20 protein-coding genes are annotated in these 16,202 nt (G+C 40.9%); 5 read left to right on the top strand and 15 right to left on the bottom strand.

Features of this window, described 5'->3' with window-relative positions:
* Nucleotides 1-142: 142 nt before the first annotated feature.
* Nucleotides 143-775 carry a hypothetical protein gene (locus IPO83_01245; protein ID MBK9729911.1) on the top strand — a complete coding sequence of 211 codons (633 nt, stop codon included), beginning with the start codon at nt 143-145 and terminating at the stop codon, nt 773-775.
* Between the two features lie 237 nt (nt 776-1,012).
* The gene (locus IPO83_01240; GenBank protein MBK9729910.1) at nt 1,013-1,723 is read left to right on the top strand and encodes a DUF1211 domain-containing protein; all 711 of its coding nucleotides are present in this window, start codon (nt 1,013-1,015) and stop codon (nt 1,721-1,723) included.
* A gap of 69 nt (nt 1,724-1,792) precedes the next feature.
* On the opposite strand, the gene IPO83_01235 is transcribed toward IPO83_01240, so the two are convergent.
* Nucleotides 1,793-4,291, bottom strand: a complete 2,499-nt coding sequence (locus IPO83_01235) for a T9SS type A sorting domain-containing protein (GenBank protein MBK9729909.1) — start codon at nt 4,289-4,291, stop codon at nt 1,793-1,795.
* A gap of 362 nt (nt 4,292-4,653) precedes the next feature.
* Between IPO83_01235 and IPO83_01230 the strand changes: the two genes are divergently transcribed.
* The 3 genes from IPO83_01230 (at nt 4,654) to IPO83_01220 (ending at nt 7,888) form a co-directional block, all read left to right on the top strand.
* Nucleotides 4,654-5,367 carry a DUF2807 domain-containing protein gene (locus tag IPO83_01230; GenBank protein MBK9729908.1) on the top strand — a complete coding sequence of 238 codons (714 nt, stop codon included), beginning with the start codon at nt 4,654-4,656 and terminating at the stop codon, nt 5,365-5,367.
* Between the two features lie 37 nt (nt 5,368-5,404).
* Nucleotides 5,405-6,307, top strand: a complete 903-nt coding sequence (locus IPO83_01225) for a DUF2807 domain-containing protein (protein ID MBK9729907.1) — start codon at nt 5,405-5,407, stop codon at nt 6,305-6,307.
* Nucleotides 6,308-6,646: 339 nt separating this feature from the next.
* On the top strand, nt 6,647-7,888 hold the full coding sequence (locus IPO83_01220) for a cation:dicarboxylase symporter family transporter (GenBank protein MBK9729906.1): 1,242 nt from the start codon (nt 6,647-6,649) through the stop codon (nt 7,886-7,888).
* An 86-nt stretch (nt 7,889-7,974) separates the two neighbouring features.
* Here IPO83_01220 and rplQ read toward each other — a convergent pair whose 3' ends face one another.
* From rplQ to rplF, 14 genes are all read right to left on the bottom strand, one after another.
* Nucleotides 7,975-8,529 (bottom strand): 50S ribosomal protein L17, encoded by a 555-nt coding sequence (gene rplQ / locus IPO83_01215; GenBank protein MBK9729905.1) that lies wholly within the window; start codon nt 8,527-8,529, stop codon nt 7,975-7,977.
* Between the two features lie 75 nt (nt 8,530-8,604).
* Nucleotides 8,605-9,597, bottom strand: a complete 993-nt coding sequence (locus tag IPO83_01210) for a DNA-directed RNA polymerase subunit alpha (protein MBK9729904.1) — start codon at nt 9,595-9,597, stop codon at nt 8,605-8,607.
* Between the two features lie 73 nt (nt 9,598-9,670).
* The gene (gene rpsD / locus IPO83_01205) at nt 9,671-10,276 is read right to left on the bottom strand and encodes a 30S ribosomal protein S4 (GenBank protein ID MBK9729903.1); all 606 of its coding nucleotides are present in this window, start codon (nt 10,274-10,276) and stop codon (nt 9,671-9,673) included.
* A 64-nt stretch (nt 10,277-10,340) separates the two neighbouring features.
* Nucleotides 10,341-10,730, bottom strand: coding sequence for a 30S ribosomal protein S11 (gene rpsK, locus IPO83_01200; protein ID MBK9729902.1), 390 nt, complete (start codon nt 10,728-10,730; stop codon nt 10,341-10,343).
* Between the two features lie 59 nt (nt 10,731-10,789).
* Complete coding sequence (gene rpsM / locus IPO83_01195; GenBank protein ID MBK9729901.1) at nt 10,790-11,173, bottom strand: 30S ribosomal protein S13; 384 nt, start codon at nt 11,171-11,173, stop codon at nt 10,790-10,792.
* Between the two features lie 71 nt (nt 11,174-11,244).
* Nucleotides 11,245-11,361 (bottom strand): 50S ribosomal protein L36, encoded by a 117-nt coding sequence (rpmJ, locus tag IPO83_01190; GenBank protein MBK9729900.1) that lies wholly within the window; start codon nt 11,359-11,361, stop codon nt 11,245-11,247.
* A gap of 56 nt (nt 11,362-11,417) precedes the next feature.
* Nucleotides 11,418-11,636, bottom strand: coding sequence for a translation initiation factor IF-1 (infA, locus tag IPO83_01185; GenBank protein ID MBK9729899.1), 219 nt, complete (start codon nt 11,634-11,636; stop codon nt 11,418-11,420).
* 96 nt (nt 11,637-11,732) lie between these two features.
* Nucleotides 11,733-12,512 carry a type I methionyl aminopeptidase gene (map, locus tag IPO83_01180; GenBank protein MBK9729898.1) on the bottom strand — a complete coding sequence of 260 codons (780 nt, stop codon included), beginning with the start codon at nt 12,510-12,512 and terminating at the stop codon, nt 11,733-11,735.
* Nucleotides 12,513-12,519: 7 nt separating this feature from the next.
* Complete coding sequence (gene secY / locus IPO83_01175) at nt 12,520-13,857, bottom strand: preprotein translocase subunit SecY (protein MBK9729897.1); 1,338 nt, start codon at nt 13,855-13,857, stop codon at nt 12,520-12,522.
* Nucleotides 13,858-13,865: 8 nt separating this feature from the next.
* The gene (gene rplO / locus IPO83_01170; protein MBK9729896.1) at nt 13,866-14,312 is read right to left on the bottom strand and encodes a 50S ribosomal protein L15; all 447 of its coding nucleotides are present in this window, start codon (nt 14,310-14,312) and stop codon (nt 13,866-13,868) included.
* Between the two features lie 2 nt (nt 14,313-14,314).
* Nucleotides 14,315-14,494 (bottom strand): 50S ribosomal protein L30, encoded by a 180-nt coding sequence (gene rpmD, locus IPO83_01165; protein ID MBK9729895.1) that lies wholly within the window; start codon nt 14,492-14,494, stop codon nt 14,315-14,317.
* A gap of 86 nt (nt 14,495-14,580) precedes the next feature.
* The gene (rpsE, locus tag IPO83_01160; GenBank protein MBK9729894.1) at nt 14,581-15,099 is read right to left on the bottom strand and encodes a 30S ribosomal protein S5; all 519 of its coding nucleotides are present in this window, start codon (nt 15,097-15,099) and stop codon (nt 14,581-14,583) included.
* Nucleotides 15,100-15,148: 49 nt separating this feature from the next.
* A complete protein-coding gene (locus IPO83_01155; protein MBK9729893.1) occupies nt 15,149-15,496 on the bottom strand; it encodes a 50S ribosomal protein L18 in 348 nt (115 codons plus the stop codon).
* A gap of 54 nt (nt 15,497-15,550) precedes the next feature.
* Nucleotides 15,551-16,114, bottom strand: a complete 564-nt coding sequence (gene rplF, locus IPO83_01150; GenBank protein ID MBK9729892.1) for a 50S ribosomal protein L6 — start codon at nt 16,112-16,114, stop codon at nt 15,551-15,553.
* Between the last annotated feature and the right edge of the window lie 88 nt (nt 16,115-16,202).

The following is a 16,202-nucleotide window of genomic DNA, read 5'->3' as shown; positions in this document are numbered from 1 at the left end:
AACCTTTTATGTGCTGGAAGACTGTTAATATGTTTGAACGTGAATAGAGAAACTTCGCCTACGTAATAAAAGGGCACCAGTCGATTTTATGAATCTTGAAAGAAACGATAATTTTGAGATGACTTAAACTGCTATAAAAAGAATGAAGAAAACCATAGTCTTACTAACCACCTTGTTAATGACGCAACTATTTTCCTTTGCGCAATTACAGGAGCCATCAGCTCTGCACGGTAAAGAATATGGCAGCTACTACATTAAGAACTTAAAGCAAGGTGCTTTGGTTATGCGACTTAACTTCAAAACAAAAGCTATAAATGCACTTCTTAAGGCGGATAATCCAAACGGAGCAAACCAGATTCGTTATCAGCAGGCTGAAATAAATTCCGTGATTATGAACGCTTTTAGTAAACATTTTAAATTTTGCCCCGTGTATTTTATCTCCTATGATTCGACATTTGCTTTTGTTGAGGGCAGGCGATCAGCCATTTTTCTGGACAATAATCTTCAGATAGATACGGCAATAAAACCGGCAACTGACTTCTTCTTAGTGGCTGAGTTAGGCACATTGGAAACGAAGGTTGCAAGTGACGAATTGATTGACGGGCAGGAAACTGCACAACACGGTTTAATCGACAATGCCCTGGTGATACTCAATGAGGACCTTAGACCTTTACATGATCCTTTTCCGTATTATGTCCGTCAGCAACAAAACTGGGATAGCCGCATTAAAAAGCTCGATAAAAAATTCCAGAAATATTATGAAATGAATAAGTAAAGATGATGTATCATCTTAAATAGAAAATAATTTCTCTGCAATTATTCCAACTCTGCATTTTCGTTTCAGGAATAAATTCGACTTCGTAACCTAATTGAATTCCAAATTTCAAAGTCATTTTTCAAGATGTTATTCGTGATTACTTAGTGATATAAGTGTGTAAAAGAAGGCCACAGGAAAAAAAATCATGATGGAAATCATATGACAGAAAATCGTTAACCAGCAATTTCACAGGGTATGATTCGTAAAAAACTTTTCAACCAGCGCCTTTTTAAGTTTCATCAGCGTGGTAAAGAAATACGCCGGATCGAAACATTCAGCGATGCCATTTTTGCTTTTTCAATTTCCTTGCTGATCATGTCATTGGAAGTGCCGCAAACTTTTAAAGAGTTGTTGATAATTCTTCAAAATTTTCTTCCTTTTATCGCCACAGTTTTTTTGGTCACCTTATTTTGGAAGGCGCAGGACCGTTATTTCCGCCGCTATGGCTTTAATGATTCGCTGGTAATCTGGTTGAATATTCTGCTCCTGGTGGTCATATTGTTTTACGTTTATCCGCTAAAATTTCTATTCTCACTATTACTTTCTATGCTTACTCACACCAATTATTTTCCAAGAGCAGGCAGTGAAGTTGTAATTAATGCGAATGACTTTCCAAGCCTGGTTATGATTTATAGTTCAGGATATGCTGTAATCTGGTTGCTGTTTCTTGCGCTTTATGAAATTGCCTGGTACCGCCGTGATTTGTTAGGACTAAATCAATATGAAAGGGCTGTAACAAAGAAGGAATTGCGCGGTGCTTTCTTCAATTCATGCATTGGTATTTGCTCACTTATTTTCGCAGCTTTTCAAGCGCCGGCACTTGGAGGAATGTGCTTTTTATTAATTCCGGCAATTTTATGGATAAGCGACAGGCGAATGAGAAAGGAATTAAATACAAATTCGTAACGTGGTATTTATAAACCGAATTTCATTAACCTGTACATAAATATTCCAATACCATTTCAATCTTGATACTTACTCTTTCACCCATTTTATGGTTGTCGGATTTTTACCAGGAATTTCAACCTGCAAAATATATATGCCAGGAATAAGCGAACTCACATCAATTTTTAAATCTTCTGACCCGTCCGTAATTTTTCGCACCTCAGTTAGCTGACCCATAAGATTGAACAACTTCACCTGGCCGGAAGTTGGCAACACGTCAAAATGTATGGTAATTTCATTACTGGCCGGATTAGGATACACAGATACATTAACCGAAACCGGAGCATCATTTAGAGAGGGTCCGATATTCAATGGAACTATTTGTATGGAATAGTCTTCTACCTCACCATGCAAAAAAGTATCACATGAAGTCTGCGCATCACCCCTTTTCATTGAAATCCTCATCCTTGTTTTGCCTATAAAAGCAGAAGCTGGTACTTTGAAGTTTTTGGAGATGATGCCCTTATTATTTGCACTCTTTTTTAAGATAGTCTCGTTATTTTCAAATACACCGTTGCCGTTAAAGTCGATCCACGCCCTCCACGATTCGACGAAACGTAAATCAGAATAACCTGCGCTGAAGGAAAGGATATTCTCTGAATTAAGTGCAACTGAGGTAAATATCAAAGTCCCATCATAATAACCATTATCTGCAGCAGAAGTACGCTCAATAGCACCACACTTAACATAGTCTATCCATTCCCGATCTGTTTTGCTGCCAAAAGAACTGCAATAGTTGATCAACGGAGTAAATGAAACTGTATAATCTTCCACCTCTCCATATTTAAATGATTCGCAGGTGCTGGCCGCAGAATCAAACTTCATAGAAACGCGCATCCTTGTATTGCCGGCCAATCCCATGGGAACAGCAAAAGTACCGGTAATAGCGCCACTGACAGGTTGAGATTGGAACACTTTCTCATTAGCATCCAGGAAATCGAAATCTTTATTGTAGTCAATCCAAACTGTAAACGTTTCATCATAATTAGTGCCTGCATATCCGGGTGTCAATGCAATTGAAACAGTAGTTCCAGAACTAAGGTTAGCAATATGGTTTGTGAAATCGGAATAACCGGTACCTGCTCCGGACTCTAAATTCATTGTGGTCAGCACCACAGACTCTATCCATTCTCCACTCGTCGATTGTCCTTTAGAAAGACAGTAAGACGGAGGATTCGGAACACAGGATGAACTGAGGCAACTTGAGGCATCAACAGCCGCGCGGATCGCATCGCCGGGAAGCAGACCAAAGCCCTTATTAAAATTAATACCAAAAGTGGTCAGGTGACAATAGCTCATAATAGTGCCACCATCAACAGGCGCTGGTCCTAAAGGACAAGTGCCACCTTCATTAGGAAAACCGATCAGCGGTCCGCAATTATCAATTGCACCACCAGGCCAATTACAATTATGCGTATGGTAGGCTCCCAGCAGATGTCCGAATTCATGTGCAACCACATTTACCGTCCACGAATATGCAGGAACAGTGGAGAAAGCTAAATCCACATCACTGTAGCAATATTTGTTATCCGAATTACATAAGCCATTTATTGCGGAAGCAACACCACCGAGCGTACCGGGCTCCATAGTTAACAACTGACCTATATCACCATTAAATGAAGCCCTGAAACTTTTAAATGTGTTTAACTGAGTAACTGCTGAGGTGGCATTGAAAGGATCATCTTGCGTCCACACAAATATTTCAGAGATCGCTGTCTTTATATTGTCGTTGCTGTAAAGGGTTGCAACATTATTATGCACAGCAGTTATCCAGTTAACAGTAGTAGTTAAATTGATACCGTTATTCTGGTAAATTGCATAATCAGCTTCATAATACATCCTCACACAGTTATTGGTTCTGATAGTTCCGGCATTATCAAGTAATTGTGCGAGTTGGGTTGCGTAGGCGGGATCATCATATGTTGAACAGCTATTCGAATGTGGAATTTTGAAATCACGATCAGCGTAAATGATATATTCATCAGTTTGCAAATTGCCGTTTAGAAGTTTCCCAATCACAATATTACCGTCTGAAGATGAAATCATTCCGATTACCTCGTCTTTAAAAAATGAAAATGTAGCTATGGAAGATGGTTCACCTTTTATGGTACCGCTATAGTAGATTCCAGGTTGGTATGCAACGGATAAGCCACCTGAACCATCCGTAACCACTTTAAAATCATCAGTAAAAAGATTTGCCTTTACAAGTTCTAATTCGATATCTGAATTCTTATAAGGAACAGTCAGTTCTATTCCACCTGGAGCTTCTTCCAGACAATTCTTTAATGCATTCTTATCTAGATTTATCCTGGTATAATCTTTCAATATATTGTCTTCCTCAGCTCTTCGCAAAGAAGAAACATTGAATAAATATTTTTTGGGAAGAACAGGAAATGCAGATTTATATCTGTCAACTGTTGCTGCTACATTTCCGGGGCTGATTTGCTGTCCGCTTGTGTAATATGGAAAAACACCTATTACAATCAGCAGAAAAAGTACCAACCAATTAAGGTAATTTTTAAGCACCATTCTGAAAAATTGAAGTCTCTAAATTATAACAAAAACATTAACTAAATGCACAATTTGGTAATGAATTTAACACAAAAGCAAAGAATTAATCAACATGTTTATAACTATTCATTACTCCACAGGAAATACACATTTCCTTCCAAGTCAACGTATTAACCGGATTATACCAATGTCACCGGTAAGTTTTAATTCATGATCAATGACAGCCGTTCCAACTGGTCGTTTGATAATTCAAGATGTTCCTTTAAGAAACAATGTCATATTACAGTATGCTACACTCTGGCAAATAATTAATGGGTGACGTGTAACATTTATCGGTTTCATTCGCCACACAGTCTCATTTCAAAATAAAAAATTTACGCATGAACGTCTTATTCATAAAAACATCCCTTTTTGTTTGGCTTCTTTCCATTTCTTTTCATTCGGGAGCTCAATCAAATACGGCTATAGAAAACAGAAATTTATCTGGATTTTCAAGTGTCGTTCTCAATGTGCCTGCTATGCTGACGGTAAGTCAATCAGAAGAATTTTTAGTTCAACTGGAAGGCCCTAAGGAACTTCTTGACGAATTGATTACAGAGTTAAAAGGTGATCGATTATTGATCAGGTATAGAGAGAATAAATGGCCTTCTGCTTCAGAAAAAGCATTGCAGATTTACATCAAATTGCCTGATGTAACAGGTCTTGAGTTAAACGGATCAGGTACAATTACTGTAATAACGGAACTCAATAGTAAAAACCTTGCACTGGAAGTAAACGGTTCCGGTAACATAAAAACCAGGAATATTAAAGTGGAGAATCTTACCGCATCGATAAACGGATCAGGTGGCATTTTGGAATTAGGTGGTCAAGCTAACATGGCAGAAATGGAAGTGAATGGTTCAGGTAAAATTGATGCTGATAAATTAATGTGTACGAATACGAGCGCAACTACTACCGGATCAGGTAATATTTCGGCAGGCACTCCTGCTTCCATTGATGCCACCATAACCGGTAGTGGTACTATTTTTTACAATGGAAATGCATCAAGCATAAAAAAGAACGTCACCGGCTCAGGAAAAGTGATTCAACATTAATACTTTCTACATTTACAAAACCCGTTAAAAAACAATTATGAAAAAAATACTTCTGTTTGGAAACCTGTTGTTCCTCCTTCTTTCATTGGAGAAGCCCGCACATTCTCAGCAAGTCACTACCGGAAAATCTTCGTCTCAGACCCGAGCGCTTTCGAATTTTAGTTTCATTAATTTGAAAATGAGTGGAACCATTTATCTTAAGCAGGCAGATGAGTTCCGTGTGGTAATTGAGGCTCCGGTTGAAATTATTGATAAGATAACTACCGAGGTTTCCGAGAACACACTTATAATACAGAACAAAAACAAATACACGATAGGCTACTCTCCAACCGTTAAAATTTACGTGAGCTTACCAAGACCCAATGGATTGGAGGTAAATGGTTCAGGTGATATAATTGCACAAACAGATATCTCGAGTAACTTTTTAGCTGTGAGCGTAGCCGGCTCAGGGAGAATTAAACTCATGAACGTTTCGGCAGGAAAGATGAATGTTCAGTTAGAGGGTTCGGGTCAAATTAGTCATAATGAAGTCATTACAGAAAGTGCATTGATTGAAATTCGCGGATCAGGAGATTACGATGGAATAAAATTAACCAGCCGGTTAATTTCTGCTTTACTGGACGGTTCCGGCAGCATTAAACTTTCCACCATTGCTGCAACAAAACTCTGGATGCAAAACAAAGGATCGGGAAGCATAAGACAACTGAGTGGAATGGCGACAGAGGTTTTATTTGAAAATAATGGTTCGGGCGATATTTCAGCAGGTGAACTTAATGGGGGTACCATTTCCGTATCAAATGCAGGGTCCGGAAATATTGATGTAGGAATTTGCGAAACATTGAATGCAGAATTGAGTGGAAGTGGTGATGTCCGATATCACGGAATTCCTAAAACAATGCGGAAGGATGTTTCAGGATCCGGCAACGTATCACAACATTGATAGTAATAGGATTACCCGGAATTATAAAAGGCACTCGAAAGGTGCCTTTTACTTTTGCAGAAGAACATTTTACAAATCTCTTCAGATCAACTGCGTTAAGTAAATGTATGTATTGTTTTACCTTACTAATATATGGAACCAACATTTGATGGTGAGTGGTAAGATGGAGGTCAAATGTTAAACAGCCTTTCAATTCTTCGTACGCCTGCCCGGCAACCAATTCCTTAATCCTTCTAAAGTGAACTTATCAATCAGGAAAATCTCCCGAACACTCTATTTTAAATCAGTCCGGCTTCTGAAAAATTATCCTTAGTTTCCGAGCCGAACTCAATCTGCATTATGTTTAAAAAAATAAACCTTACCGCCCAGATCATGATAGGCATGATCTTGGGAATTGTTATTGGCCAGGCATACAGAAGCACTCATACGGATCCGGAAGACCTTAAGTCATTTGCACATGGCGTTCAGCTTTTCAGCGATATTTTTCTCCGGCTGATTAAAATGATCATTGCCCCGCTTGTGTTTTCATTGTTGCTTGTCGGCATTGCGAAAGTGGGAGATTTTAAATCTGTCGGAAGAATCGGTTTAAAAACAATTGCCTACTTCACCTTTGCGGCTTTGCTGGCCATGGTGGTTGGCTTGATCATCGTAAATGTGGTGGAGCCGGGAAAAGCGCTTAACCTACAGCAGGTTGCAAACAATGGAGTAGAATCCAAAGCATTCGATGCACGGGAATTCATCACTCATATATTTCCGGAAAGCGTATTTGATTCCATGGCACGCAACCAGATTTTACCCATTATCATATTTGCGATATTCTTTGGCATTGCAACAGCTGCCATTCATGATAAAGGCAAAATCATTATAGAGTTTTTCGATTCAGTTTCACATGCGATGCTTAAGGTTACATCTTATGTAATGAAACTGGCACCATTGGGTGTGTTTGGTGCAATTACCGCGGTAATAACAGAAAAGGGGCTGAGTGTGCTGGAAGGTTACCTTACCATCATCGTTTCCTTTTTCTGCGGATTGATTGTTTTTGTTTTTGTGATTTTATATGCCATCTGCCTAATCATGCGGATAAACTTTTTCTCATTGCTTTCTCATGTGCGGGAACCTATGTTGCTGGCATTTACAACTTCAAGTTCTGAAGCGGCGATGCCAAAAACGATATTAGGCCTGGAACGTTTTGGATGCTCTAACCGGATTGTAAGTTTTGTTTTACCGCTTGGTTATTCATTCAATCTTGATGGTTCCATCATGTACATGATCTTCGCCACCATTTCTATTGCACAGGCTTATGGGATGGAAATCTCCTTCGCACAACAGGTATCTATGATGCTGATACTCTTAATTTCAAGCAAAGGCATGGCCGGAGTGCCACGGGCTTCGTTGGTGGTTATTGCGAGCATGTTACAGATCTTTCACATTCCTGCAGAAGGTCTTACGCTATTACTGGCTATTGATTGGCTACTGGATATGGGCCGAGCTTGTACTAATGTAATCGGGAACGCAGTTGCTACTGCAGTGGTAAGTAAATGGGAAGGTGAACTGGTAGGTCCACAAATAGCTTCGAAATAAGGAAGCATTATCAAGATGCAACAGCGCAAAAAAAATCGCCCGACTTTTTCAAATCGGGCGATTCACTTTTTAGAAGATAAATACTACTAAGCACCGCCGGATTTTCGCTGGCGGATTTTAGGTGTATTGGTAGTTTTTGTTGAAGTTTTTTTCTCGCTCTTCTTAGTATCAACAGTCTTAGATTCTGTTTTTGCACCTGCTGGTTTTGCACTTCCTCTGCGGGTGCGCTTCTTAGGCGCAGCTTCCGTTGCAGTGGCCGTTGCTGATACAGCACCATTGAGCAGACTGTAATCCACCAATTCAATCAATGCCATATCAGCATTGTCGCCTGCGCGGCTACCAATCTTGATGATCCTCGTATAGCCACCTGGACGATTTGCAATTTTCTCAGCCACGTCACCGAAGAGTTGATCTACTGCTTCCTTGCTCCTCAAAACACTGAATACCATTCTTCTGTTATGCGTGCTGTTTTCCTTCGCACGTGTAATCAGCGGTTCCACGTAGCGGCGCAACACTTTTGCTTTTGCGGTGGTTGTCGTAATGTGCTTATGCAGGATCAGCGACGTTGCCATATTACTCAGCATAGCACCTCGGTGCTGGCTGGTTCTGCTAAGTTTGTTAATCTTATTCTGGTGTCTCATGGGATTATTAGGTATTCCTGTAAAATCAGCTTACTACAAAAAAGCGGGCGGATCTTGTCAGTATTTATTCTTGATTCAATCTTCCAGCTTAAACTTCGAAAGGTCCATTCCAAAATGAAGTCCCTTCTCATTAATTAACGCTTCAATTTCCATCAATGATTTGCGTCCGAAGTTGCGGAACTTCAAAAGTTCATTCGTATCATACTTCACCAATTCAGAAAGCGAACTGATCTTGGCAGCCTTCAGACAATTGTAAGCACGAACAGATAAGTCAAGATCTTCCAGTGGAGTCTTGAGCAATTTGCGCATGTGCAGGATGTGCTCATCAACCACATCATCTTCTTTCTTTTCCTTACTGTCGAATGTGATGTTCTCATCTGAAATCAACATCAGGTGTTGAATCAGAATACGCGCAGCTTCCTTAATGGCTTCTTCAGGATGAATAGTGCCGTCAGTAGTAATTTCCATGATCAGCTTCTCATAATCAGTCTTCTGTTCCACACGGGTATTTTCTACTGCATATTTCACATTCTTAATAGGTGTGAAAATAGCATCAGTTGCAATAGTTCCGATAGGTGCATCCTTCACTTCATTCTCTTCAGCAGGCACGTAACCACGTCCTTTCTGAACGATGATCTCCATGTCGAGCTTCACACTGCGTTCCATTCTGCAGATCACCAGATCCGGATTCATGATTCTGAAATTAGAAGAAGCTTTTTCAATATCACCAGCGCGGAAATCATCCTTGTTTTTTATGGAAATAAGAATTTTTTCCTGTTGCAGATCTTCTTCGGTTGTTTTCTTGAGCCTGATTTGTTTGATGTTGAGAATAATCTCGGTAACATCTTCAATCACACCTTTAATAGTTGAAAATTCATGATCCACGCCACTGATGCGAACTGCGGTGATGGCATATCCTTCCAGCGAAGAAAGAAGCACTCTCCGCAAAGCATTTCCGATGGTAACACCAAAGCCGGGTTCCAACGGACGGAATTCAAATAAACCTTCAAAATCAGTTGCTTTTTGAAGAACGATCTTGTCAGGCTTTTGAAAAGTGAGTAAGGCCATTATTTGTTTTGAGTTTAAGTTTAAAATTTAAAATTTTCGCTTCAAGCTGAAAAGTGATTGAGCATTCACTATTCTACTTAGAATACAATTCCACAATCAATTGTTCGTGGATATTTTCCGGTATCTGATCTTTTTCAGGCATCGCCAGAAAAATGCCTTTCATCGTGTCGCTGTTCCATTCAAGCCATGGATATTTTGATTCACGATTTCCAAGTGCTTGTGTGATGGCAGGCAAACCTTTTGATTTTTCCTTGATGCTGATTACATCACCTACCCGTAGTACCAATGATGGAATCCCCGCAACTCTTCCATTAACTGTGATATGCTTATGCGCCACCAATTGACGGGCTGCACGACGCGTTGGCGCTACACCAAGACGGAATACAGTATTGTCGAGACGAGCTTCCAGTAATTTTAACAAGTTTTCACCCGTTACACCTTTTTTTCGAACAGCCTCTGAATAAAAACGGGCAAACTGACGTTCGAGCAAACCATACGTCATTTTCGCCTTTTGCTTCTCCTTCAATTGCGTAGCGTACTCTGAAGATTGTTTCTTCTTACGCGACTGACCGTGCATGCCGGGCGGATAACTTTTCTTTTCCAATGACTTGGTATAACCCATGATAGGTTCTCCAAATCTCCTGTTTACTTTAGCTTTTGAACCGGTGAATCTTGCCATGTTACTTTTGTATGGTGTGTGATATCTTGTTAACTGGAATGGTATGAAATAAAAGTTGCAATCTCTAAACTCTCCTTTTCTTTGCCGGTCTGCAACCGTTGTGTGGCAATGGCGTAATGTCCCTGATTAAAGTAACATCAATGCCTGATGAAGAAATAGAACGTATCGCTGACTCACGACCTGAGCCCGGACCCTTTACAAACACTTCCACTTTGCGCATACCCGAATCATGTGCAACCTTTGCCGCATCCTGAGCTGCAAGCTGAGCAGCGTAAGGGGTATTCTTTTTAGACCCCTTAAAACCAATCTTACCTGCCGACGACCATGAAATTACTTGTCCCGTCTTGTTGGTGAATGTGATAATGATATTGTTAAAGCTAGCCTGGATATGCACATGTCCTTCCGGTTCTGCCTTAATACTGCGTTTCTTGGTGGTCTTCTTTGTTTCAGCCATTGTGGTTAATTCTTTTACTGATTTATGCGCGTTGTAAATTCTGTATTACGCAACTCCTTCTATTTCTTAGCCGGTGTTTTCTTCTTGCCAGCCACTGTTTTACGTTTACCCTTTCTTGTTCTGGAATTGGTTCTCGTGCGTTGACCTCTTGTAGGTAATCCTTTACGATGGCGGATGCCACGATAGCAGCCAATATCCATTAAACGTTTGATGTTCAACTGCACTTCAGAACGTAAAGCACCTTCCACCTTCCAATCGTTGTTAATAATCGTACGGATAGAGTTCAACTCATTGTCGTCCCAGTCCTTTACCTTTTTGGCAATGTCTACTCCTGCTTCCAGCAGAATCTTTTTCGCAGCCGACTGGCCAATGCCAAAAAGGTAGGCAAGGCCTACATATCCCTGTTTATTCTTTGGTAAATCAACACCAGAAATTCTCGCCATGTTGTATTATTAATCTTGAAGTTTGTTTCGTTTAATTATTGCCGGTCTCATTTCGTATTGTGAAAAACAGCTTATCCCTGGCGCTGTTTGTAGCGTGGGTTTTTCTTGTTAATCACATACAGTTTACCTTTCCTGCGCACAATTTTACAATCCGCGCTTCTTCTTTTAATGGATGCTCTGACTTTCATCGGTTATTTTTTATGCTTTCCTGAAATTAAATTGTGTTCTTTCCGCTAAATCTATCCTACTTAAACCGGTAGGTAATTCTCCCTCTTGTCAAATCGTATGGCGACATTTCAACTGTCACTTTATCACCTGGCAAAATGCGGATGTAGTGCATGCGCATTTTTCCTGAAATAGTTGCAATAATCTCGTGGCCATTTTCAAGGCGGACGCGAAACATGGCATTTGATAACGATTCCGTGATCGTGCCGTCCTGTTTAATAAGATCTTGTTTAGCCATTCAAAATTTGAGGGTGCAAATATCGCTTTAATTCGTCAATTTTTTAACCTTTCATCGAATTACCTTCTTTTGATTTCTTTCACGCTGAAACTCCACTTAAACAGCAACACTTGAAACCTCTTCAATGAACTCAAAAGTGGTAAGCTTTACGGGTCCGTCTTTAGAAATGGCTATTGTATGTTCAAAATGCGCCGACGGTTTATGATCTTCCGTAAAAATTGTCCAACCATCATTGGACTGCATCACATTCTTCTTGCCCATGTTCACCATTGGTTCAATTGCTATCACCAAACCTTCCTGCAGTTTGGCACCAGAACCGCGTCTTCCATAATTTGGCACTTCCGGATCTTCGTGCAACTTCTTGCCAACACCATGACCAACCAACTCTCTAACCACTGAATAGCCATTCTTTTCAACAAACTCCTGAATTGTTGCAGCAATATCTCCGATTCTTTTACCAATCCATGCTTGCTGTATTCCCATTTCCAAAGATTGTCTGGTAATATTGAGCAATCTTTGCTTTGCTTCACTTATTTCACCTACCGGGAAAGTATAAGCACTGTCACCGTAGAATCCATCCAACACCACTCCCAAATCGACAGAAACAATATCACCTTCCTTCAGCACCGTTTCACCGGGAATTCCATGAACCACTGCTTCATTTACTGAAATACAGGCTGAATTCGGAAAACCTCGGTAACCCAGGAAAGCAGGAATTCCACCATGATCCCTGATAAACTGATCAGCCAATTTATCAAGACTGATCGTTGTCGTTCCAGGCTTAATGTGCTTTGCCACTTCAGCTAAAGTTCTTGAAACAAGCAAAGAACTTTGTCGGATGCGCTCAATCTCTTCCGGTGTCTTGTAATAAATCATTCCTTATCTAAGCACTTACTGCTGTTGTCCTGCCTTTAATTCGTCCCGATTTCATCAGTCCGTCGTAATGACGCATCAGCAAATGACTTTCAATTTGTTGAAGTGTATCCAGAATAACACCCACCATAATGAGCAATGAAGTGCCTCCGTAAAAATTTGCCCACTGGCTGTTTACACCAAATGCTCTTGCGAATGAGGGCATGATAGCTACAAAAGCAAGGAACAAAGCACCTGGCAATGTGATTCTTGACATTACTGTATCAATGAAATTGGCGGTCTGTTTGCCAGGTTTTACACCGGGAATAAAGCCACCATTTCGCTTCATATCATCAGCCATTTGAACCGGATTCACAATAATGGCAGTGTAGAAATAGGTAAAAATCACAATCAACAACAAGTCCACCAGGTTATACCAGAAAGAACCAGGATCAGTAAAGGAAGTGGCGCCCTGCATTGCTGCCGAATCAGGAAAAAACTGTGCAACTGTTGCAGGAATAAACATCAATGCCTGAGCAAAGATGATAGGCATTACACCGGCAGCATTCACCTTCAAAGGAATATACTGTCTTACTCCTCCGTATTGCTTATTCCCAACAACGCGCTTGGCATATTGAACAGGAATTTTTCGTGTTCCCTGCACCAGCAGTATCACCACTACAATTACAGCCAACAACAAGGCAAGTTCCAGAAGAAAAGAGACTAAACCTCCACCTTCATTCAGGCGGCTATCGAATTCTGCAAGGAAAGCAAATGGCAAACGAGCAATAATTCCGATCATGATTAATAACGAAATACCATTTCCAATGCCACGGTCAGTAATTTTTTCACCCATCCACATAATAAAGATGGTACCTGCAGTAAGTATCACCAAAGATGAAAACCAGAACAAACCGGGATTAACACCACTCACTACATTGGCACCTATTCCGCTCTTCAGGTAAACTACATATCCGGATGCCTGGGCAGCAGTAATAGCTACAGTCAGCCAACGGGTAATATTATTGATTTTCCGACGTCCGCTTTCGCCCTCTTTCTGCATTTTCTGAAAAGTAGGGACGGCCAAAGTGACCAATTGCATCACGATGGATGCTGAGATGTACGGCATGATACCCAAAGCGAAAATGGATGCCCGCGAAAATGCGCCACCGGCGAAAATATCGAGCAACCCAAAAATACCTTTGGCACCTTGAGAAGTAACGGATGCAAGCTGAGCAGGATCAACACCGGGAAGTACAATGTATGAACCTACTCTGTAAACGAAAATAAGACCGAGCGTATAAAGTATTCTTTGACGCAGGTCTTCAATTTTCCAAATATTCTGTATGGTCTGAATGAAACGTTTCATGTACCTGATTAAACAAGGTTAACTGTACCACCGGTAGCTTCAATGGCTTTCTTAGCCGCTTCGCTAACCGCATTTACTTTTACATCGAGCTTTGCCTTTAATTCGCCGGTTCCAAGAATCTTCACCTTGTCTTTTTTGGTAATGATTCCATGTTCCAGCAATATTTCATGGGTGATTGCTGTGAGATTATACTTGTCTACATATTCCTGCAAGCGACCCAGATTAATTACTTCAAACTCTTTGCGAAAAGGATTTTTAAATCCAAACTTTGGCAACCGGCGTTGTAATGGCATCTGACCTCCTTCGAAGCCTCTTTTGCTCTTGTTGCCACTTCTTGAGCCGGCACCTTTGTTACCACGCGTAGAAGTTCCACCATGACCACTGCCCTGCCCGCGACCAATACGCTTAACTTTTTTTACCGACCCTTTGGCTGGTTTAAGATTACTGAGATTCATACTTAGATTTTTTCAATAGTCACTAAATGTTTCACCTTCGTCAGCATTCCCTGAATCTGGACGGAGTCTTCCTTAACCACCGGAACATTCAGTTTGCGGATACCCAACGCTACAATCGTTCTCTTCTGACGCTCCGGCCGGTCGATTGCACTTTTTACCTGGATGATTTTGATTTTTGCCATTGTTATTGTTTCAGTTGGGTGATTTGATGAGTAGTCTACTCCACAGTTCAGCCGCTCAATTTTTTCCGGAAAAATCTCCGGGCAAACTAACCATTAAAGACTTTGTTTAAATTGATGTTCCTTGTTTGGGAAATAACCAATGGATCTCTTACCAGTGATAATGCCTTTATGGTTGCCTTTACTACATTATGAGGATTAGTTGAGCCCAATGATTTGGCTAACACGTCTGTAACTCCCGCACTCTCCAGTACCGCACGCATGGCACCACCTGCAATTACACCTGTTCCATGTGAAGCCGGCTTGATCCAGACTTTGGATGCGCTGAATTTTGCAATTTGCTCATGCGGAATCGTCCCTTTGTAAATCGGCACCTTCACGAGGTTTTTCTTTGCATCATCAATGCCTTTGGTAATTGCTTCCTGCACTTCACGCGCTTTTCCCAATCCCTGACCAACAATACCGTTGCCATCTCCAACTACTACCAGCGCAGAAAAACTGAATGTTCTACCACCTTTGGTCACTTTCGCAACCCGTTGGATATTCACCACCTTGTCCTTGAGATCAAGTTCGCTTGCTTTTACCCTTTGAATGTTTGCTTGCGCCATTTTTGTATTTCTAATTTCTTGTTACCTGATGTAAGCTTTCGCTTCTTTGTTAAAACTGCAATCCTCCTTCACGGGCACCCTCTGCCACCGCTTTCACACGACCATGATAGAGATAGCCTCCGCGATCGAACAATACATTGGAAATGCCGGCTTCAATTGCTTTCGAAGCTATTGCCTTACCAACTTCTTTTGATTTTTCAATCTTGGTGCCTTTAAGGTCTTTCATATCGCGTGAAGAGGCTGCTGCTAAAGTATGACCCTGCGAATCATCTACGATCTGCACATAGATTTCACTGTTACTGCGATATACAGAAAGACGGGGTCTTTCTTTTGTTCCGGAAAGTTTCTTACGAATCCTTCTGCGAATCTTTTCTCTTCTTGCTTCCTTTCTAACCATTTTATTTGTTTTACCAGCGACCACGGAAGTTGCCGTAGTTCATTTTTTAATTTCTTATTTAGCTCCAGTTGCTGCAGACTTACCAGCCTTACGACGTAAAATCTCATCCTTGTATTTAATACCCTTGCCTTTGTATGGCTCTGGTTTTCTTACTTCGCGAATCTTTGCTGCCAACTGACCGAGTAACTGCTTGTCGTAGCTTTGAAGCGTGATGATCGGATTCTGACCCTTCAGTTGTTCAGCTGATGCCTTAATTTCTTTGGGAAGTGAAAACATGACCGGGTGAGAAAAACCAACCGACAATTCTAACAACTGGCCTGTAACCGTAGCACGGAAACCGACACCTACCAGTTCCAGTTTCTTTTCATATCCATCAGTAACACCTTTCATCATGTTGGCCAGCAACGCACGGTATAAACCATGCAACGCTTTGTGACGCTTCTGATTGGTGGGCCGGTTTACGACTACCTGACCTTCTTCTGTAGTGAAAGTGATATCGGCATCCACCTTCTGAGTCAGTTGCCCCTTCGGACCTTTAACCGTTACTTCATTGGCAGGAGAAACAGAGAATGTAACTCCTTTGGGCAAAGCAACCGGCATTTTTCCTATGCGTGACATGATTGATTATTTCTGGTTATGAACTAATTTTTTAAAGTATTCTGAATGTTATCCGTTGTATTTATTTCTAAACAACGATCCATTCTAA

The organism is Chitinophagaceae bacterium (assembly GCA_016717285.1).
GTDB lineage: Bacteria > Bacteroidota > Bacteroidia > Chitinophagales > UBA10324 > JACCZZ01.
The sequence above is the reverse complement of the archived record's forward strand: the minus strand, read 5'-3'. Positions and strand labels throughout refer to the sequence as shown.